19 protein-coding genes are annotated in these 20,198 nt (G+C 57.9%); 16 read left to right on the top strand and 3 right to left on the bottom strand.

The features are described 5' to 3' along the window. Nucleotides 1-59: 59 nt before the first annotated feature. Nucleotides 60-1,256: an ROK family transcriptional regulator gene (locus ABLV30_RS07345; protein WP_009654343.1), complete on the bottom strand. Its 1,197-nt coding sequence runs from the start codon at nucleotides 1,254-1,256 to the stop codon at nucleotides 60-62. Between the two features lie 112 nt (nucleotides 1,257-1,368). Here ABLV30_RS07345 and ABLV30_RS07340 point away from each other — a divergent pair, with 112 nt between their 5' ends. The 4 genes from ABLV30_RS07340 (at nucleotide 1,369) to ABLV30_RS07325 (ending at nucleotide 8,198) form a co-directional block, all read left to right on the top strand. Continuing rightward, on the top strand, nucleotides 1,369-4,644 hold the full coding sequence (locus ABLV30_RS07340; RefSeq protein ID WP_342701643.1) for a DUF5107 domain-containing protein: 3,276 nt from the start codon (nucleotides 1,369-1,371) through the stop codon (nucleotides 4,642-4,644). 70 nt (nucleotides 4,645-4,714) lie between these two features. Beyond that, nucleotides 4,715-6,151, top strand: coding sequence for a sugar porter family MFS transporter (locus tag ABLV30_RS07335; RefSeq protein WP_186006745.1), 1,437 nt, complete (start codon nucleotides 4,715-4,717; stop codon nucleotides 6,149-6,151). Then, entirely contained in the window at nucleotides 6,151-6,987 is an 837-nt protein-coding gene (locus tag ABLV30_RS07330; RefSeq protein ID WP_186006746.1) for an aldose 1-epimerase, read from the top strand. Before ABLV30_RS07335 ends, ABLV30_RS07330 begins: the two co-directional genes overlap by 1 nt. A 77-nt stretch (nucleotides 6,988-7,064) precedes the next feature. Then, the gene (locus tag ABLV30_RS07325) at nucleotides 7,065-8,198 is read left to right on the top strand and encodes a 3-phenylpropionate MFS transporter (RefSeq protein WP_004853228.1); all 1,134 of its coding nucleotides are present in this window, start codon (nucleotides 7,065-7,067) and stop codon (nucleotides 8,196-8,198) included. Here the strand turns inward: ABLV30_RS07325 and csiE are convergent. Continuing rightward, nucleotides 8,195-9,472, bottom strand: coding sequence for a stationary phase inducible protein CsiE (gene csiE / locus ABLV30_RS07320; RefSeq protein WP_032750899.1), 1,278 nt, complete (start codon nucleotides 9,470-9,472; stop codon nucleotides 8,195-8,197). The two genes, ABLV30_RS07325 and csiE, sit on opposite strands and share 4 nt — an antisense overlap. A 124-nt stretch (nucleotides 9,473-9,596) precedes the next feature. Here csiE and ABLV30_RS07315 point away from each other — a divergent pair, with 124 nt between their 5' ends. Together ABLV30_RS07315 and ABLV30_RS07310 are read left to right on the top strand one after the other, a co-directional pair. Beyond that, complete coding sequence (locus tag ABLV30_RS07315; RefSeq protein WP_025106593.1) at nucleotides 9,597-10,235, top strand: DUF1007 family protein; 639 nt, start codon at nucleotides 9,597-9,599, stop codon at nucleotides 10,233-10,235. Next, a complete protein-coding gene (locus ABLV30_RS07310; protein WP_064404361.1) occupies nucleotides 10,226-11,212 on the top strand; it encodes a nickel/cobalt transporter in 987 nt (328 codons plus the stop codon). Before ABLV30_RS07315 ends, ABLV30_RS07310 begins: the two co-directional genes overlap by 10 nt. A gap of 54 nt (nucleotides 11,213-11,266) precedes the next feature. Here the strand turns inward: ABLV30_RS07310 and suhB are convergent, their stop codons facing one another. Beyond that, on the bottom strand, nucleotides 11,267-12,070 hold the full coding sequence (suhB, locus tag ABLV30_RS07305) for an inositol-1-monophosphatase (protein WP_004853221.1): 804 nt from the start codon (nucleotides 12,068-12,070) through the stop codon (nucleotides 11,267-11,269). 120 nt (nucleotides 12,071-12,190) lie between these two features. Between suhB and trmJ the strand changes: the two genes are divergently transcribed. From trmJ to pepB, 10 genes are all read left to right on the top strand, one after another. Then, the gene (trmJ, locus tag ABLV30_RS07300; RefSeq protein ID WP_025106595.1) at nucleotides 12,191-12,931 is read left to right on the top strand and encodes a tRNA (cytosine(32)/uridine(32)-2'-O)-methyltransferase TrmJ; all 741 of its coding nucleotides are present in this window, start codon (nucleotides 12,191-12,193) and stop codon (nucleotides 12,929-12,931) included. A gap of 237 nt (nucleotides 12,932-13,168) precedes the next feature. Further along, nucleotides 13,169-13,660 (top strand): Fe-S cluster assembly transcriptional regulator IscR, encoded by a 492-nt coding sequence (gene iscR / locus ABLV30_RS07295; RefSeq protein ID WP_004853217.1) that lies wholly within the window; start codon nucleotides 13,169-13,171, stop codon nucleotides 13,658-13,660. A gap of 176 nt (nucleotides 13,661-13,836) precedes the next feature. Beyond that, complete coding sequence (gene iscS / locus ABLV30_RS07290) at nucleotides 13,837-15,051, top strand: cysteine desulfurase (RefSeq protein WP_004134936.1); 1,215 nt, start codon at nucleotides 13,837-13,839, stop codon at nucleotides 15,049-15,051. A 26-nt stretch (nucleotides 15,052-15,077) separates the two neighbouring features. Then, a complete protein-coding gene (gene iscU, locus ABLV30_RS07285; protein ID WP_002913991.1) occupies nucleotides 15,078-15,464 on the top strand; it encodes a Fe-S cluster assembly scaffold IscU in 387 nt (128 codons plus the stop codon). 19 nt (nucleotides 15,465-15,483) lie between these two features. After that, a complete protein-coding gene (gene iscA, locus ABLV30_RS07280; RefSeq protein WP_004104506.1) occupies nucleotides 15,484-15,807 on the top strand; it encodes an iron-sulfur cluster assembly protein IscA in 324 nt (107 codons plus the stop codon). A gap of 73 nt (nucleotides 15,808-15,880) precedes the next feature. Next, nucleotides 15,881-16,396 (top strand): co-chaperone HscB, encoded by a 516-nt coding sequence (gene hscB / locus ABLV30_RS07275; protein ID WP_004104505.1) that lies wholly within the window; start codon nucleotides 15,881-15,883, stop codon nucleotides 16,394-16,396. Between the two features lie 15 nt (nucleotides 16,397-16,411). Then, the gene (gene hscA, locus ABLV30_RS07270) at nucleotides 16,412-18,262 is read left to right on the top strand and encodes a Fe-S protein assembly chaperone HscA (protein WP_032750897.1); all 1,851 of its coding nucleotides are present in this window, start codon (nucleotides 16,412-16,414) and stop codon (nucleotides 18,260-18,262) included. 1 nt (nucleotide 18,263) lies between these two features. After that, nucleotides 18,264-18,599, top strand: a complete 336-nt coding sequence (gene fdx, locus ABLV30_RS07265; RefSeq protein ID WP_004104503.1) for an ISC system 2Fe-2S type ferredoxin — start codon at nucleotides 18,264-18,266, stop codon at nucleotides 18,597-18,599. Nucleotide 18,600: 1 nt separating this feature from the next. Further along, the gene (gene iscX, locus ABLV30_RS07260) at nucleotides 18,601-18,801 is read left to right on the top strand and encodes a Fe-S cluster assembly protein IscX (protein ID WP_004104502.1); all 201 of its coding nucleotides are present in this window, start codon (nucleotides 18,601-18,603) and stop codon (nucleotides 18,799-18,801) included. 106 nt (nucleotides 18,802-18,907) lie between these two features. Then, nucleotides 18,908-20,194, top strand: coding sequence for an aminopeptidase PepB (pepB, locus tag ABLV30_RS07255; RefSeq protein WP_049083404.1), 1,287 nt, complete (start codon nucleotides 18,908-18,910; stop codon nucleotides 20,192-20,194). Nucleotides 20,195-20,198: the final 4 nt, after the last annotated feature.

Raw genomic sequence — 20,198 nt, 5'->3', positions numbered from 1 at the left:
GAGAGACGTGTGATTTAAACGTAATACACAAATTTGCGCTCCGCCACGTCCGCTGACGATTAACGCAGCGTTTGCAGCTGTTCCTCCACGTACAGATAACCGATCCCCATCAGCTGCTGGGCGCGGGTCAGTTTGCCAAAGCCGATTTGAGTGGCGTGCGCTCGCGGCGTATCGCCGTGGTCAAAGGGATTAAAGCCGGTTTGTTTAACGATACTTTCCAGCCATTGTTCGCCAAAGGCGCAGCTGCGTCCGTATAGCCAGATCTGATTAATATTCAAAATATTTAAGAAATTATAAAGGCTTAAGCCAATGGCGTTGGCCGCGCTATCAACCCATGCGCGAATATGCACGTCTCCCTGTTCCCAGGCTTCAATGAGCGATGCCGTGGTTAATTGCTCGGGAGAGCGCTGCGCTTCCGGCTGCGTTTTGAGCCACATCCGCGCCTGCTTTTTCAACGCGCTGAGGGACGCTACGGTTTCGAGGCAACCGTATCTCCCGCAGTCGCAGGCCTTGCCGTCAGGATTCACAATCGTGTGTCCTATCTGCCCGCTGCCGTAGAGGCTTCCTCGATAAATCTGATCGTTAATCACAAATGACGAGCCGATACCGTAATCGACGTTAATCACGCAAAAATCCGGCTGTATACCCTGATGCTGCCACTTCTCCGCCAGCGCCAGCATCACGCAGTCATTATCCACCCGCACCTGCACGCCGAGCTGTTCCTCCAGCAGATACTTTATTTCAATCGGCGTTTTCCAGCGCGCCTGGGGCATGGTTTGTGACACCCCGGTTACCGGATCAACCTGCCCATGAACGCCAAGCGCGAGATTGATGCTGTGCTGCGGGTAGCGGCGGTGTATACGTCGCCAGCATTCCACGATGGCCTCCAGAAGGGCCTGCGGCGTGGGGGCATCGATGGGCAAATGCTGGTGGCCGTCAACCGCCAGCAGTCGGGCATCGGCAAGCTGATACTCAATGCTGGTCGGCGTGATATTCATGCATAGCGTCCAGGCACCGTGTTCGGGGATCTGGTAGCTTCCGCTGTTCACGCCGCGCTTGCTCATTTTTTCCGTGGAATGGCCGATCAATCCCTCGCTAAGCAGTTCGGCAAGAATGTTGCTCACAGCCGGAATAGAGAGCCCGGTGAGCTGGGAAAGCTGGGATTTACTGAGCTGTTTCTCCCGCCAGAGGTGGGAGAGAAAAATTGATTTGTTGGCCTGCCTGACCCGGGCGTTATTCAAACCGGTGCGCTGCATACACTTAACCCCCTTAACTATATTGCGTGAGCGTTGCGCATTTTAGCAGCTAAATGGCGATATAAACTCCTCTCATAGCAAGTTTTACTTTATTTCGTTTAGTGGAGGCGTCATGTACGGTTCGGTTAAGGTCTGGCAGGAAACAATTACATTACCTACGTGGACGACGGGGGCGGAGGATCCGAACCCCATGTTTCTGGAAAAGCGCGTTTATCAGGGTTCCTCCGGCAACGTCTATCCCTACGGCGTGATAGATACCCTGACCGGCGAGCGTGAAATGCGCGATTATCAGGCAGTATGGATGGAGAATGATTTCATTCGTATCATGCTGCTGCCGGAGCTTGGCGGACGTATTCACCGGGCGTATGACAAAGTCAAACTGCGCGATTTTGTCTATTACAATGAAGTCGTTAAGCCCGCCCTGGTAGGGCTACTGGGGCCCTGGATCTCCGGCGGTATCGAGTTCAACTGGCCGCAGCATCACCGCCCGACGACCTTTATGCCGGTCGATTTTTCGATCCAGCGCGGGGAAAACGGCGTGCAGACCGTATGGATGGGGGAAGCGGAGCCCATGCGCGGTTTACAGGTCATGACCGGGTTTACTCTCTATCCTGACCGCGCGCTGATTGAAATCACCGGTAAGGTTTTTAATGGTAACGCAACGCCGCGTCATTTCCTGTGGTGGGCCAACCCGGCGGTCAAAGGCGGCGATGCTCACCAGAGCGTGTTTCCACCCGACGTCACCGCCGTATTCGATCACGGCAAGCGCGATGTTTCCGCTTTTCCCATCGCCACCGGCACCTACTACAAAGTGGACTATTCTGCGGGCGTCGATATCTCCCGTTATAAAAACGTTCCGGTACCCACCTCGTATATGGCGGAGAAATCGGACTACGACTTTGTCGGCGCTTATCACCACGACGAGCGCGGTGGGCTGCTGCATGTTGCCGACCATCACGTCTCGCCGGGCAAAAAACAGTGGAGCTGGGGCTATGGCGACTTTGGCCAGGCGTGGGACCGCAATCTGACCGACGAAAATGGCCCCTATATCGAGCTGATGACCGGCGTCTACACCGATAACCAGCCTGACTTTACCTGGCTTGCGCCTTATGAAGAGAAGGTGTTTGTGCAAAACTTCCTTCCCTATAGCGAGCTGGGGATGGTGCAAAATGCCAATACGCAGCTGGCGCTGAAGCTGGTTCGTGAGACGGAGCAGCTGCAGCTCGGCGTTTACGCCATTGCGCCGCTGGAAAATATTGTTGTTGAACTCAGCGCGGAAAAGCAGCCGCTGTATGAAACTCAGCTTACGCTGAAGCCCGGCGAGAGCTGGCAGCATACGCTGCCGGAAAATGACGCCCGGCGCTTAACCATTAAGGTGAAAACCGCAGACAACCAGCCGCTGCTGGATTATCAGGAACATATTACTCAGCAGACGCCCCTGCCCGAACCTGCCTGCGCGCCGGCGATGCCGGAAGAGATTCACAACGGCGATGAGCTCTATTTTATCGGCCAGCATCTTGAACAATACAATCATGCAAGCCGCTATGCCGCGGATTACTATCGCCGGGCGATAGCCCTCGATCCGCAAGATTACCGCAATAATGTTGCCCTCGGGACGCTGGCGTTTAATTGCGCCGACTGGGGGCTGGCGGAGCAATGTGCCCGGGCCGCGCTACTTCGCGCCCATCGTCTGAATAAAAATCCGCGCGATGGCGAAGCCAGTATGCTGCTTGGCTGCGCGCTGGAAAGGCAGGGCGATGAAGCTGGAGCATGGGATTGCTATTACAAAGCGTCCTGGAGCGGTAACTGCCGCGATGCCGCCTGGTGGGCGCTGGCAAGGCTGGCGATGAAGCGTGGCGATACCGCCGACGCGCTGGAAAAGGTCAACACCAGCCTGCAGTTTAACGCCAGCAACCATCTGGCTATGGGGCTGAAAGCGCTGGCGTTAGCGAACAGCGGGCGGGCGAAAGAAGCACAGGCGTATATTGTCGTCTGCCTCGAACAATACCCGTTGAGCTATCCGCTGCACTGCGCGCGCTGGATGATTGCGCCGGGCGATGAGTCGCGCGCGAGCCTGCTGCGCGTAACGGGGCGCAGAGGGATCAACGGCAGCCTGCTGGCGGGCTGGCTGCTCTCCATCGGTCAGAAGCAGGCGGCGAAGGAGGTGCTTGAGGTTCTGGATTGCCAGGAGGCGCTGCCGATGCTGTGGCGCGCCTCGTTAAGCGATGATGCGAATAAACGGCAACGGTTAATTGCCGAAGCCGAGCGCTGCCATGCGCGAAAAGTGCGTTTCCCCAATACGCTCGATGAAGTCCAGATGCTGCAAACCCTGAGCGATAGCGCTTTTGCCCGCTATCTGCTCGGTTGCTTCTGGTACAGCAAACGTCGCTATGAAGAGGCGGTCAGCTGCTGGCGCGAGACGCTGGAAAAATCTCCCGACTATGCGCCCGCTCACCGTCTGCTGGGGGTCTACGCCTGGAACAAACAACAGGATGCCGCGCAGGCGCTGGCTTATCTGCAGCGGGCCGTAGAGCTTGAACCCGAAAACGCGCGCTTCCTCTTTGAGCTTGATTTCCTGAAAAAATCACTGGGTACGCCGGTAAACGAACGACTGGAAACGCTGGCGGTGCGCAAAGCGGTGGTGCTGAAACGGGATGACCTGACCGCTGAGCTGTTAAGCCTGTGGAACGCAGCCGGCCATTACGCCGATGCCGCCACTATTCTCGGTACGCGCGTATTTCATCCCTGGGAAGGCGGGGAGGGGAAAGTTACCGGCCAGTATTTGCTCAATCAGCTCCATCGCGCTTTACAGTTGATCGAACGTAAGGCGTTCACGCAGGCCGCTCGCTGCCTGAATGAAGCGTTACGCTATCCCGATAACCTGGGAGAGGGGCGGCTGCCCGGGCAGACGGACAACGATATCTGGTATTTGCTGGGCTATTGCGCGGAACAGGCTGGGGATGCGCACCGGGCAGCGGAATATTACCAGCTTGCCCTGCAAGGGGGCTCAACGCTGGACGCCGGGCGTTACTACAACGATCAGCCCGCCGATTACCTTTTCTGGCAGGGCATCGCGCTGCGTAAGAGCGGTAATTCGACGCAGGCCGAGCAGCACTTCCAGAATTTTATCGCCTGGGCCAGGCAGCATCGGGATGACGTTCCGCAAGCCGACTTTTTTGCCGTCTCTCTCCCGGATCTGGTGGTGCTCGATGTTTCAGCGCAGCGGCAGCATCAGCAGCACTGCTTGTTTATTGAAGCGCTGGGCCATCTGGGGCTGGGCAACGTATCCGCCAGCCAGCAGGCGATGCAGCGGCTGCTGCAGCTGAACCCGGCTCATGATAAGGCGCATCTGATTCGCCACGCCCTGCAAAGCGGCATGTTTTCCTGAACCTGAAACGGGCGGGCCTGGCCCGCCTGAACCCTACTGTTCCCTGCGTTTCCCTTATAGAGGAATCATTATGAATAACGCGCAGACACATCTGAAAATGGGCTACGTCTGGACTATCTGTCTGGTCGCCGCCTGCGGTGGTTTACTCTTTGGCTATGACTGGGTGGTGATTGGCGGCGCAAAGCCGTTTTATGAAGCCTGGTTTTCCATTACCGACCCGGCGCAGTCCGGCTGGGCAATGAGCTCGGCGCTGGTGGGCTGCGTTTTCGGCGCATTAATCTCGGGATGGTGCGCCGATAAACTGGGGCGCAAGCTGCCCTTAATACTGTCCGCCGTGCTGTTCAGCGCCTCGGCGTGGGGGACGGCGGTTGCCAGCAGTTTCGACATGTTTGTGGTTTACCGCATTGTGGGCGGCGTGGGGATTGGTCTGGCATCCGCGCTCAGCCCGCTTTACATCGCGGAAGTCAGCCCGGCAGAAAAAAGAGGGCGCTTTGTTGCGATAAACCAGCTCACTATCGTGATTGGCGTGCTGGCCGCTCAGCTTATCAACCTGATGATTGCGGAACCCGTAGCGACGGGGGCGACGCAGCAGATGATTGTGGATACCTGGAACGGGCAGATGGGCTGGCGCTGGATGTTCGGTGCGGAACTGGTGCCGGCGCTGGCGTTTCTGGTGCTGATGTTTTTTGTTCCTGAGTCGCCGCGCTGGCTCATGAAGGCCGGTAAGCCGGATCGCGCCCGGGCCGCGCTGGAGCGCATTGGCTCCGCCGACTATGCCGACAGGATATTACGCGACATCGCGCACACGCTGGAAAAAGATAACCATAAAATCTCCTACGGCGCGCTGCTGGCTCCGCAGGTTAAACCGATCGTTATCATTGGCATGGTCCTCGCCGTCTTCCAGCAGTGGTGCGGAATTAACGTCATCTTTAACTACGCGCAGGAGATTTTTGCCTCAGCGGGATTCGATATTAACAGTACGCTGAAATCGATCGTCGCAACGGGGATCGTCAACCTGGTGTTTACCCTCGCCGCGCTGCCGCTGGTGGATAAAATCGGCCGCCGTAAATTAATGCTGCTTGGTGCCTCAGGGTTGACGCTGATCTATGTTCTGATTGCCGCCGCCTATGGCATGGGCATCATGGGCTGGCCCGTTCTGCTGCTGGTGCTGGCGGCGATTGCTATTTATGCCTTGACCCTGGCGCCGGTTACCTGGGTACTGCTGGCGGAAATCTTCCCCAACCGCGTTCGCGGACTCGCGATGTCCTTAGGCACCCTGGCGCTGTGGATTGCCTGTTTCTTGTTAACCTACACTTTCCCGCTGCTTAATGCCGGACTGGGCGCGGCGGGCAGTTTCCTGCTGTATGGCGTCATTTGCGCTGCTGGCTACCTCTATATTCTGCGCAACGTGCCGGAAACGAAGGGGGTCACTCTCGAAGCCCTGGAAGAGCAGCTGGCGCAACGTCATGCGGGCGTTCAGGCGATGAAGCAGGAGCAGACGCGCTAATGGCGGAAGAGTGGATTCTGGAAAACGCGCATCTGCGGATGCGCGTCGCTTCTCTGGGCGGCAAAGTGCAAAGTTTATACTCGCGGCGCTATCAGGCGCCGGTGCTGTATGAAAACCCCGCCGGCGGCATGTTTCCGATGCTGCCGCTGGCCAATCGCGTCGCCGGGAACCGCTTTATTTTTCAGGGTCGTGAGATAGTTCTGCCTCGCCACCACGCCGACGCGCATTTTTTTCTCCACGGCGACGGTTGGCTGCAGCGCTGGGATATGATTGCGCGCGGCGGCGACTATTGCGTGTTACAGCTGCGTCGGCAGCATGCCTGCGGTTTCGATTACCTGGCGCAGATCCGCTACCAGCTGCTGCGTAACCAGCTGGTGGCTGCGCTGACGCTTACCCACTGCGGTAGCATGCCCATCCCCTATGGCTGCGGTTTTCATCCGTTTTTTCCTTTTTATAAGCGCAGTACGGTGCAGTTTGTAGCCGCCGGCTACTGGCCGGAAGGGGAGCAGCATCTTCCTCTCGGCTGGCAAGGCCAGTTGCCCGGCTACGCCGATTTCAGCCACGCGCAGTACGGGGAGGATCGCTGGCTGAACGTGGGCTATTCCGGCTGGAGCGGGCGGGCGAGGGTGAGTAGTGGTGTGATGGATATCACAATTCTTTCGCAAACTCCGTGGTTGATGCTTTTCAGAATGCAGGGCGAGCCGTTCCTTTGCCTCGAGCCGCAAAGTCATCCGGTAAACGCCCATAACATGGACGGACAGCCGGGGTTGCGGGTTTTAGGCGCCGGAGATACGCTGAGTTTTTCGCTGAAAATAGACGTACAGGGGCGCGAATAGCGCCATATTTGGGGCGAGGGTATCTTGCACCCGCCCCGCTTTATCGCCAGACTGTCGCCTCCATTCGGGAGGGAATCATGGTCTTACACTCCACGCGCTGGCTGGCGCTTAGTTACTTCACCTATTTTTTTAGCTACGGCATCTTCCTGCCTTTCTGGAGCGTCTGGCTTTCCGGACTTGGCCTGACGCCGGAAACCATCGGCATGCTGCTCGGCGCCGGGCTGGTGTCGCGCTTTCTTGGCAGCCTGCTGATTGCGCCGCGGGTCAGCGACCCGTCCCGTCTTATCTCTTCTCTGCGCATTCTGGCGCTGCTGACGCTGCTCTTTGCGCTCGCATTTTGGATCGGCCACCAGGTTGCCTGGCTGATGGTGATTATCGTCGGCTTTAACCTCTTTTTCTCGCCGCTGGTGCCGCTGACCGACGCGCTGGCGAATACCTGGCAAAAGCAGATCACCATGGACTACGGGCGCGTGCGCCTGTGGGGGTCGATAGCTTTCGTCATTGGCTCGGCGCTGACCGGGAAGCTGGTCAGCCTGTATGACTACCGGATGATACTGGTGATGCTCAGCGTCGGTATTGCCTCCATGCTGCTCGGCATGCTGCTGAAGCCGTCGGTGCAGCCGCAGGGCGAATCCCGCCAGCAGGAAGCGGCCGGCCTGGCGGCCTGGCTTACGCTGGTGCGGCAAAGCTGGCGCTTCCTCGCCTGCGTCTGTTTGCTGCAGGGCGCGCACGCCGCCTACTACGGATTTAGCGCTATCTACTGGCAGGAAGCGGGGTATTCCGCCTCCGCCGTGGGCTACCTGTGGTCGCTTGGCGTCGTGGCGGAAGTGGTGATTTTCGCGCTGAGCAAAAAAGTCTTCCGCCGCTTTAGCGCCCGCGATCTGCTGCTGCTGTCCGCGGTGTGCGGGCTAATTCGCTGGACGTTGATGGGCTGGACGACGGCGCTACCCTGGCTTATCGTCGCGCAGATCCTCCACTGCGGCACCTTTACGGTGTGCCATCTGGCGGCGATGCGCTACATTGCGGCGCGTCAGGGCAGCGAAGTGATCCGCCTGCAGGCGGTCTACTCCGCCGTCGCGATGGGCGGCAGCATTGCGGTGATGACGGTCTTTGCCGGTTTCCTCTACCAGCATCTGCACCAGGGCGTTTTCTGGGTGATGGCGCTGGTGGCCTTACCGGCGCTGGTGGTGCGGCCAAAAGCGGTGGCTTAGGCCTCCAGCATTTTGCAAATCTGCTGCTGCTGATGATCGCTGAACGTCTCTTCGGCGTGAAACAGCGGCGGCGAAAACAGCGGCAGCGCCGTGGCATAGGGAGTGACGATGAGCGTCACTTCCTTCGGCGCGCCCTCTTTCTGAAAGGTGCTCACGCTCAAATACTTTATATTGAGCGGCAGCAGGGTTAACTCGCGCAGCTGCTGCTCCAGCGACTGCTCAAGGTCCGGGTTATCATCGGTCAGCAGAACCACCTGTTTCTCCTGCAGATCGCTTTTTTGCATCAGCCAGGCGCCGAAGATCACCGCGATTAAACTGACTTCCTCCTGGCTAAAGCGTACCTGCCAGCTGGCTTCGAACTCCGCCAGCGCAGCCTGCGTTGTGCGCATCAAACGGGGATAAAGACGGCCAATCTCCTCCGGCAGCGCGTTATCGATACCGATAGCGAAAACGCTGCGGTGTAGCGCCTGCGAAAGGTGAATATAGAGCTGATCGCTCAGCCCCTGTTCATCGCTAAACGGACGGCCCGCCAGGTTCTGAAAGCGGTGAATCAGCCCGGAAATGGCCAGATGCAGACGGCGATCGTGCTGATGACCATCGCGGATAGGATCGGGGGTTTTCAACAGCATAAACAGCAGGGCCAGAAACAGCTGTTCTCCGGCATGGGGCGTTGCCGCAACCCGCCGCTGCCAGTGGCGGACAATCTCCTCGGCGAGGGAAAACTCGGCGGCGGCTTGCGCCCAGCGCTGCTGCTCGTGGGTGAAAGTGGGGCTCTGTCCAAGGTGGTGCTGCAGCAAACAATACTGTAAATAAAGACGCAGAAAATGCACGTCGCGGCAGTCAAACTGCCGGTTCAGGGCGCGCGAGCAGCGGTTGACCAATGCCTGAAGATTGGTGTCGTCATACAGCGTGCGTGCGATACCCTGCTGTTTAAGCTGCGTTTTCAATGCCGGGGTAAAATGGTGGCTGACAAAATGCGGGCACAGGCGCAGCCCGCGGCGCAGGCCGTGCAGCAGGCATAAGCGTTGATCGAGCGCGGCGCCTTCCATCCGATAGCTGCCGTCCGCTTGTGAAGCAAGGGTCAAGCGGTGATAACGCTGAATCTCGCGTCCCGTCTCCGCAATGTCCTGCCGGGCGGTATCCTCATCAACCTGGGTGAGGTTACCCAGCCATTCGGGCGTCACGGACTGCCCGGGCAGATAAAACATCAGGAGCACCTGGCTACGGCGCTGTGGACTGGAAAGCACAGATGGTGGTTCAATCACTGTCATCATCCGGTTAGTTCCAGTTAGGGTTTTCGTTAAGAGTAGTTAATGTATTGAGGGTGAACAGGGCATTTCCGGGTCTTTACATCAGGATTGCTGGCGGGGTTCACAGAATTTTTCACGCGAGGAACAGATGAAGAGAGTGAAACAATGCGTCAGCGTAGCGTTTTTCATGTTTTTATCGCTATCTGCGGCGGCGCATCCGCACAGTTTCATCAGTTTGCAAACGGAGGCCGTGGCGGAAAATGGGCTGCTCACCGGCTTTAAAATGCGCTGGACGATGGATGAAATCACCTCCGCCGATCTGCTCTATGATGCGGGCAACGCTAAACCCGGTAGCGAAATCTGGAAAAAGCTGGCGGCGGAAGTGATGGCGAACGTGCTGGGCCAGCACTATTTCAGCGAGCTATGGCACAACGGCCAGCGGGTGAAGTTTGATAATCGGCCCGCTGGTTATGGCCTTGAACGCAGCGGTCATCAGGCGGTGCTCACCTTTACCCTGCCGCTGGCGAAGCCGCAGCCTCTGGCCGGGCAAACCTTCACCTTTTCCACCTACGACCCGACCTATTATGTTGATATGTATTACGACAAAGACGCAGACTTCACACTACCGACGGCGATGAAGACAAGCTGCACGGCAAAAGTGATGACGCCGAAGCCTAACGAAAAAATGTTGTCCTACGCGCAGTCGCTGGATAAGGCGGATGCGCCGCCGGAGGATATGGAACTGGGGAATTACTTCGCGCAAAAGGTGACGCTGCAATGTCAGTGATTTTTGCTCAAACCGGCCGTTCGCCGCGCTGGCGTCAGCTGTGGCCGCTGGCGCTGTTTCTGCTGCTGGCAGCCGGAGCTGGCTTCTGGCTATGGCGGGCCTGGCCGCAGGTGCTGCTGCAAAGCGCGGTCTGGCAGCGCGCGCTGAATGTCGAACTGAGTCGGCTTCTGCAGGCGGTTGCGGAGAATCCTGCCGCCGCCGGGCTGTCGCTGCTGGGGTTTAGCTTCGTCTACGGCGTTCTGCATGCGCTGGGGCCGGGGCACGGCAAGGTGGTCATAACCACCTGGCTGGCAACCCATCCGTCGAAGCTGAAATCGAGCATCGGCCTGACGCTGGCCGCTTCGTTGCTGCAGGGACTGGTGGCTATCGTCTTAGTGGTGGTGGTACTGACGCTGCTGCGGCTGCCGGCAAGACAGCTGCATCTGAGCAGCTTCTGGCTGGAAAAGGGAAGCTATCTGCTGGTCGGCGCGCTGGGCCTTTTGCTGTGCTGGCGGGCGCTGAAAAAGCTGCGGATGCTGCTGCGCCGGCCGACATTCACCGCCTTCACCGCGCATCACGTTCATCACGCCAGCTGCGGCTGCGGCTGCGGACACCAGCATCTGCCGGCGCCGGAACAGCTGCAAAGCGGCGATGACTGGCGGGCGCGGCTGGCTATCGTGCTGTCAATGGGGATGCGGCCCTGCTCCGGAGCCATTATGGTGCTGTTATTCAGCAAGGTTATCGGCGTATTTGGCTGGGGCATGGCGGCCGCGATGGCGATGGCGGCGGGAACCTCGCTGACGATTAGCGCGCTGGCGCTGCTGGTTCATGGTTTCCGCCAGCTGGCGGTCAGGCTGAGCGCGAATCGGGCGCCGGCGCTGTGGAAGCAGATCGGTTGGGCAACGCTGGCGCTGGCCGGCGGCGTGATTTTACTGGCGGCGGCCATCGTGATGTGGAGTAGCGCGATGCCATCGGGCGGCGGCCTGCGGCCGTTTTAATGCGATAAAAAAAGGAAGCCGCGGCTTCCTTTTGGTTTTTCATGCGGTGAGAAATTAACGCTTCAGCGCTTCACTCAGATGCTCGCGCATATTGGCCAGCATCGCTTTAACGACGCGCGGGTTACCTGCAACGATGTTGCCGGTCAGCAGGTAGTTATGGCCGCCGGTAAAGTCGCAGACGATAGCGCCTGCTTCACGGGCGATCAGCTCGCCTGCCGCGAAATCCCACGGTTTCAGCGCGATTTCAAAGTAGCCGTCAACCCGGCCAGCGGCAACGTAGGCCAGATCCAGGGCAGCGGAACCGGTGCGGCGGAAATCCGCGCATTCGGTGAACATGTTGCCGAGGATGTTCATGTAAGAGGTCGCGTGCTGTTTTGCTTTGAACGGGAAGCCGGTGGCGATGATCGTGCCATCCAGGTCGCGAGCGCTGCTGCCGCGCAGGCGGTAGCCGTTCAGCTGCGCGCCCTGACCGCGGGTCGCGGTGAACAGTTCGTTACGCATCGGATCGTAAACCACGGCCACTTCAGTACGGCCTTTAATGCGTACGGCGATGGAGACGGAGAAGTGCGGCAGACGTTTGACGAAGTTGGTGGTGCCATCCAGTGGATCGATAACCCATTGAACATCCTGATCTTCACCAGCGTGCTCACCGCTTTCTTCGGTGATGATGGTGTGCTGCGGGTAAGATTTGCGAATGGTTTCGATAATCATCGCCTCGGCGGCTTTATCGACGTTAGTCACAAAATCATTGCTGCCTTTCTGGCTGGTTTCTACGGAGTCAGGGGTTTCGTAGTGCTTGGCAATTAAATTACCCGCCTTGCGCGCTGCGCGCACGGCGATGTTCAGCATCGGATGCATCGGTATCTCTCACTGGATGTTAAAGAACGGGAAAAAACGGCGCATATAGTAACAGTGAAATCTCCTTATGTCTTCGTTTTATGATAGCATGCACGAATAATCTTTAGCCGAAGAACCCTAATGCTGCAAAATATTCGAATCGTACTGGTAGAAACCTCACACACCGGCAATATGGGCTCCGTCGCCCGCGCAATGAAAACCATGGGGTTAACCAACCTGTGGCTGGTCAATCCTCTGGTCAAACCCGATTCTCAGGCCATCGCTCTGGCGGCCGGGGCCAGCGACGTCATTGGCAATGCCCACATCGTTGATACCCTTGATGAAGCGCTGGCGGGCTGTAGCCTCGTCGTGGGGACCAGCGCGCGCTCCCGTACGCTGCCGTGGCCGATGCTCGACCCGCGTGAATGCGGCCTGAAAAGCGTTGCCGAAGCGCAGCATGCGCCGATCGCGCTGGTATTTGGCCGCGAACGCGTCGGCCTGACTAACGAAGAGCTGCAGAAGTGTCACTACCATGTGGCAATCGCTGCCAACCCGGAATACAGCTCGCTGAACCTGGCGATGGCGGTGCAGGTTATCTCCTATGAAGTGCGTATGGCCTGGCTGGCGGCGCAGGAGCAAAATGAACCTGTTGTCGAGCATGAAGAAACCCCGTATCCGCTGGTGGATGATTTAGAGCGTTTCTACGGTCATCTGGAGCAGACGCTGCTGGCAACCGGGTTTATCCGCGCCAGCCACCCGGGCCAGGTGATGAACAAGCTGCGCCGTTTGTTTACCCGCGCCCGCCCGGAAAGCCAGGAGCTGAACATCCTGCGCGGCATGCTGGCGTCAATTGAGCAGCAGCAGAAAAATAAAGAGTCATAGTGCACGCCGTTGCCCGGCGGCGCGGTACTGCGGGTTCCCTCTCTCCTTGTGGGAGAGGGCCGGGGCGAGGGCACCAGGCCGCGCTGAAGTGAAACGGCACGGAAAGCCAAATACCTGACTAAAACAGTCAAGTAAATAGTTGACCAATTTACTCGGGAATGTCAGACTTGCCCTTGCTATGCAATACCCATATTAATAAAAAGCCCGGGCAGGGGCGAGTTTGAGGTTAAGTAAGACATGAGACTGACATCTAAAGGGCGTTATGCCGTGACCGCGATGCTTGACGTTGCGCTCAACTCTGAATCGGGTCCGGTTCCGTTGGCTGATATTTCAGAGCGTCAGGGAATTTCGCTTTCCTATCTGGAACAGCTGTTCTCTCGCCTGCGCAAAAATGGCCTGGTTTCCAGCGTACGTGGTCCAGGCGGCGGTTATCTGTTAGGTAAAGAAGCGGGTAGCATCGCGGTTGGCGAAGTTATCAGCGCAGTGGACGAATCCGTTGACGCCACCCGTTGTCAGGGTAAAGGCGGCTGCCAGGGCGGCGATAAGTGTCTGACTCACGCGCTGTGGCGCGATCTGAGCGAGCGACTGACCGGTTTTCTGAATAACATCACGCTGGGCGAACTGGTGAATAACCAGGAAATCCTTGATGTCTCCGGCCGTCAGCACAACCATGAATCCCAGCGTAGCACCCGCGCTCAGGACGCCATCGACGTCAAACTGCGCGCGTAGTTCTCGTTCAGTTTCATCTTGCAGCTATCGGCTGCAAGCTGAAACGAGCTGAGTAAAAAAGATAAAAAAGATTTTCGAATCAGGCCAGGATGTTCCGACATCCTGTGTACTCGGTCGTACATCCAGCCGGTTGCCTGATTCCTTGCATTGAAGCGATGTACGGAGTTTATAGAGCAATGAAATTACCGATCTATCTCGATTACTCCGCAACCACGCCGGTGGACCCGCGTGTTGCCGAGAAAATGATGCAGTTCCTGACCCTGGACGGGACCTTTGGTAACCCGGCCTCGCGTTCACACCGTTTTGGCTGGCAGGCTGAAGAGGCGGTAGATATCGCCCGTAATCAGATTGCCGAGCTGGTCGGCGCTGACCCGCGCGAAATCGTTTTTACTTCCGGCGCGACGGAATCCGACAACCTGGCGATTAAAGGTGCAGCCAACTTTTATCAGAAAAAAGGCAAGCACATCATCACCAGCAAAACCGAACATAAAGCCGTGCTGGACACCTGCCGTCAGCTGGAGCGCGAAGGGTTTGAAGTGACCTACCTCGCCCCTCAGCGTAACGGCATTATCGATTTAAAAGAGCTGGAAGCCGCGATGCGTGATGACACCATCCTTGTTTCCATTATGCACGTGAATAACGAAATCGGCGTGGTGCAGGATATCGCTACCATCGGCGAGATGTGCCGCGCCCGCGGTATCATTTACCACGTTGACGCGACCCAGAGCGTGGGCAAACTGCCTATCGACCTGAGCCAGCTGAAAGTTGATCTGATGTCCTTCTCCGGCCACAAAATCTATGGCCCGAAAGGCATCGGCGCGCTGTACGTGCGTCGTAAACCGCGTATTCGTATCGAAGCGCAGATGCACGGCGGCGGTCACGAGCGCGGCATGCGCTCCGGGACGCTGCCTGTCCACCAGATCGTCGGTATGGGTGAAGCTTACCGTATCGCGAAAGAAGAGATGGAAAGCGAAATGGCCCGCCTGCGCGGCCTGCGTAACCGTCTGTGGGACGGCGTAAAAGATATGGAAGAGGTCTACCTGAACGGCGATCTCGAGCAGGGCGCGCCGAACATTCTCAACGTCAGCTTTAACTACGTTGAAGGCGAGTCGCTGATTATGGCGCTGAAAGACCTGGCGGTCTCTTCCGGTTCCGCCTGTACTTCCGCAAGCCTCGAGCCGTCCTACGTGCTGCGCGCGCTGGGGATGACCGACGAGCTGGCGCATAGCTCTATTCGTTTCTCTTTAGGTCGTTTTACTACCGAAGAAGAGATTGACTACACCATCAATCTGGTTCGCAACTCCATTGGTCGTCTGCGCGAACTTTCTCCGCTGTGGGAAATGTTCAAGCAGGGCGTGGATCTGAACAGCATTGAATGGTCACATCACTAATTCGGCACCAATAAGGAGAATTCATCATGGCTTACAGCGAAAAAGTTATCGATCATTACGAGAATCCGCGCAACGTCGGCTCCTTCGACAATAGCGACGAAAACGTCGGCAGCGGCATGGTTGGCGCACCGGCGTGCGGCGACGTGATGAAGTTGCAGATTAAAGTCAACAATGAAGGTATCATTGAAGACGCGCGTTTCAAGACCTACGGCTGCGGTTCCGCTATTGCTTCCAGCTCCCTGGTGACCGAGTGGGTGAAAGGGAAATCGCTGGACGAAGCTCAGGCGATCAAAAACACCGATATCGCAGACGAGCTTGAGCTGCCGCCGGTGAAAATTCACTGCTCTATTCTGGCGGAAGACGCGATTAAAGCCGCGATTGCGGATTATAAAAGCAAACGTGAAGCAAAATAATTAAGAGTTGAGGTTTGTTATGTCGATTACTTTAAGCGACAGTGCAGCAGCGCGAGTCAACACCTTTCTGGCCAACCGCGGTAAAGGGTTTGGTCTGCGCCTGGGAGTCAGAACTTCCGGCTGCTCGGGTATGGCTTATGTACTGGAGTTTGTTGACGAGCCGGCGGCAGAAGACACCGTGTTTGAAGACAAAGGCGTGAAGGTCGTGATCGACGGCAAAAGTTTGCAGTTCCTCGACGGCACGCAGCTGGACTTCGTCAAAGAAGGTCTTAACGAAGGGTTTAAGTTCACCAACCCGAACGTGAAAGACGAGTGCGGCTGCGGCGAAAGCTTTAACGTGTAATCGGTTATCCCTGACCCCACCGTAGTCTCGCTGCGCGTGGGGTTTGCTTTATCTCGTTAACCCTGAGGTTGCTATGGACTATTTTACCCTCTTCGGGTTACCGGCCAGCTATACCCTTTCATTAGAACCCCTGGCTGCCCGGTACCAGGAGCTACAGCGCCAGTATCATCCCGATAAGTTCGCCAGCGGCAGCGCGGCCGAACAGCTCGCCGCGGTGCAGCAGTCCGCCACCATTAATCAGGCGTGGCAAACCCTTCGCCATCCGCTGACCCGCGCCGAATATCTCCTTTCACTTCACGGTTTCGATCTCGCCAGCGAGCAGCATACCGTGCGCGATACCGCGTTCCTGATGGAACAGCTGGAACTGCGCGAAGAGCTCGATGAGATAGGCAAGGCGAAAGATGAAGCGCGGCTGGAAAGCTTTATCAAGCGGGTCAAAGCGCAATTTGATACCCGGCATCAGCTGATGGTTGAACAACTGAATAACGAGACGTGGGAGGCGGCGGCGGATACCGTGCGCAAGCTGCGTTTTCTCGATAAACTGCGAAGCAGTGCGGAACAACTCGAAGAAAAACTGCTCGATTTTTAATTTTCGGAAGCAATTATGGCCTTATTACAAATTAGTGAGCCCGGACTGAGCGCCGCGCCGCACCAGCGACGTCTGGCGGCGGGTATCGACCTGGGCACCACCAATTCACTGGTGGCTACCGTGCGTAGCGGCCAGGCCGAAACTCTGCCCGACCATCAGGGGCGCTATTTGCTGCCGTCGGTGGTGAACTATCAGGCTTCGGGTTTGACGGTGGGCTATGACGCGCGACAAAACGCCGCTCTGGATCCGGTCAACACCATCAGCTCCGTCAAACGCATGATGGGCCGCTCTCTGGCCGATATCGAGGCCCGCTACCCACATCTGCCTTATCAGCTGCAGGCCAGCGAAAACGGCCTGCCGATGATTCAGACTACGGGAGGTTTGCTCAATCCGATCCGCGTATCTGCCGACATTCTAAAAGCGCTGGCCGAACGCGCCACCGAGGCGCTGGCGGGCGAGCTCGACGGCGTGGTGATTACCGTGCCGGCCTACTTCGATGATGCTCAGCGGCAGGGAACCAAAGACGCGGCGCGTCTGGCGGGCCTGCACGTGCTGCGTCTGCTGAACGAGCCGACCGCGGCGGCGATAGCCTACGGCCTGGACTCCGGTCAGGAAGGGGTCATCGCGGTTTACGATCTCGGCGGCGGTACTTTTGATATCTCCGTGCTGCGCTTGAGCCGCGGCGTGTTTGAAGTCCTGGCCACCGGCGGCGATTCGGCGCTCGGCGGCGACGATTTCGATCATCTGCTGGCCGATTATCTGCGCGAGCAGGCTGGCCTGAACGATCGCAGCGATAACCGCCTGCAGCGCGAGCTGCTCGACGCGGCGATCGCGGCGAAAATCGCCCTCAGCGATGCCGAGACGGCGCGGGTGAACGTCGGCGGCTGGCAGGGGGAGGTGACCCGTAGCCAGTTTAATGCGCTGATCGCGCCGCTGGTCAAACGCACCTTGCTGGCCTGCCGTCGCGCGTTGAAAGACGCCGGCGTTGAGGCGCAAGAGGTGCTGGAAGTGGTGATGGTGGGCGGCTCGACCCGCGTGCCGCTGGTGCGCGAACGCGTCGGCGAATTCTTTGGCCGTACGCCGCTGACCTCTATCGACCCGGATAAAGTTGTCGCCATCGGCGCGGCGATTCAGGCGGATATCCTGGTGGGCAATAAGCCGGACAGCGAGCTGCTGCTGCTTGATGTCATTCCGCTCTCTCTGGGGCTGGAAACCATGGGTGGCCTGGTGGAAAAGGTTATCCCGCGTAACACCACCATTCCGGTGGCGCGCGCGCAGGAGTTCACTACCTTCAAAGATGGTCAGACGGCGATGTCTATCCACGTTATGCAGGGCGAGCGCGAGCTGGTGCAGGACTGCCGCTCCCTGGCGCGCTTTGCGCTGCGCGGCATTCCGGCATTACCGGCGGGCGGGGCGCATATTCGCGTGACCTTCCAGGTGGATGCCGATGGCCTGCTGAGCGTGACGGCGATGGAGAAATCGACCGGCGTTGAGGCCTCTATCCAGGTGAAACCGTCCTACGGTCTGACCGATGGCGAGATCGCCAGCATGATTAAAGATTCGATGAGCTACGCCGAACAGGATGTCCAGGCGCGTATGCTGGCCGAGCAAAAAGTTGAAGCCGCGCGCGTACTGGAAAGTCTGGTCAGCGCGCTGGCCGCCGACGCCGCGCTGTTAAGCGCCGCAGAGCGTCAGGCTATCGATGACGCCGCGGAGCAAGTGCGCGCCGCAGCGGCAGGCGATGATGCCGATGCAATCAAAGAAGCGATTAAAAATATCGACACACAAACCCAGGAATTTGCCGCACGTCGTATGGATCAATCGGTCCGTATCGCGCTGAAAGGCCAATCCGTGGACGAGGTTTAAAATGCCAAAAATTGTTTTTCTGCCCCACCAGGACCTGTGTCCGGATGGCGTAGTTGTGGAAGCTGAGACCGGTGAGACCATTCTTGATGCAGCGCTGCGTAGCGGTATTGAGATTGAACACGCCTGCGAAAAATCCTGTGCCTGCACCACCTGCCACTGCATCGTGCGTGAAGGCTTTGACTCGCTGGCGGAAAGTACCGAAGATGAAGACGACATGCTGGATAAGGCCTGGGGGCTTGAGCCCGACAGCCGTCTGAGCTGCCAGGCGCGGGTGACTGACGAAGATTTGGTCATCGAAATTCCGCGTTACACCATCAACCACGCACGCGAGCATTAATATGGGACTGAAATGGACCGATAGTCGTGAAATCGGGGAAGCGCTGTACGACGCTTTCCCGGATCTCGACCCGAAAACCGTTCGCTTCACCGATCTGCATCAGTGGATTTGCGATCTGGAAGAGTTTGATGACGATCCGAACGCATCCAATGAAAAAATTCTTGAGGCGATTCTGCTAGTCTGGTTAGACGAAGCAGAATAATTTTCGCGTCATGATTTACCCGGTGGTTTAAGCCGGATGAATCAACGAGCGAAAGAACTTTACGGGCTGCCATACGGCGGCCCGTTTGCTAAGAAGGATAATGATAATGACCGAAGCTATGAAAATTACGCTTACCGCTCAGCCAGCCGATGCGCGCTGGGGAGAAAAAGCATCTTACAGCATTAATAACGACGGCATCGCCCTGCATCTGAACGGCAAAGACGACCTCGGTTTGATTCAGCGCGCGGCGCGAAAAATTGACGGCATGGGCATCAAACATGTCGCGCTTGACGGCGAGGGCTGGGATATCGATCGCGCATGGGCGTTCTGGGCCGGTTATAAAGGCCCGAAAGGCAGCCGCAAAGTGGAGTGGCCGGCCCTCGACGATGCGCAGAAAAGCGAACTGGATAACCGCCTGACCATTATTGACTGGGTCCGCGACACCATCAACGCCCCGGCGGAAGAGCTGGGGCCGGAACAGCTGGCGCAGCGTGCGGTAGACCTGCTGTGCAGCGTGGCCTGCGATAACGTCTCTTATCGCATCACCAAGGGCGAAGATCTGCGCGAACAGAACTACCTGGGCCTCCACACCGTTGGCCGCGGCTCCGAGCGTCCGCCGGTCCTGCTGGCGCTGGACTATAACCCAACCGGCGACAAAGAAGCCCCGGTGTACGCCTGCCTGGTCGGTAAAGGCATCACCTTTGACTCCGGCGGATACAGCATCAAGCAGAGCGCGTTTATGGACTCGATGAAGTCCGATATGGGCGGCGCGGCGACGGTAACCGGCGCGCTGGCGTTCGCCATCACGCGCGGCCTGAACAAGCGCGTGAAGCTGTATCTGTGCTGCGCCGATAACCTGATTAGCGGTAACGCCTTCAAACTGGGCGATATTATTCACTATCGCAACGGCAAAACCGTGGAAATCATGAACACCGATGCGGAAGGTCGCCTGGTGCTGGCGGACGGCCTGATCGATGCTTCGGCGCAAAAGCCGGCGCTGATCATCGATGCCGCCACGCTGACCGGCGCGGCGAAAACCGCGCTGGGCAATGATTATCACGCGCTGTTCAGCTTTGATGATGCGCTGGCGAATCGCCTGCTGGCGAGCGCGCAGGCTGAAAACGAAGCTTTCTGGCGCCTGCCGCTGGCTGAGTTCCACCGCGGCCAGCTGCCGTCCAACTTTGCTGAACTGAACAATACCGGCAGCGCGGCCTATCCGGCCGGCGCCAGCACCGCGGCGGGCTTCCTGTCCCACTTCGTGGAGAATTATCATGAAGGCTGGCTGCATATCGACTGTTCGGCGACCTACCGCAAATCTGCGGTTGAGCAGTGGTCGGTGGGCGCGACCGGCCTCGGCGTGCGCACTATTGCTAATTTGCTGACCGCGGAATAACCCT

This window comes from Klebsiella sp. CN_Kp113, assembly GCF_040064585.1.
GTDB lineage: Bacteria > Pseudomonadota > Gammaproteobacteria > Enterobacterales > Enterobacteriaceae > Klebsiella > Klebsiella michiganensis.
The sequence above is the reverse complement of the archived record's forward strand: the minus strand, read 5'-3'. Positions and strand labels throughout refer to the sequence as shown.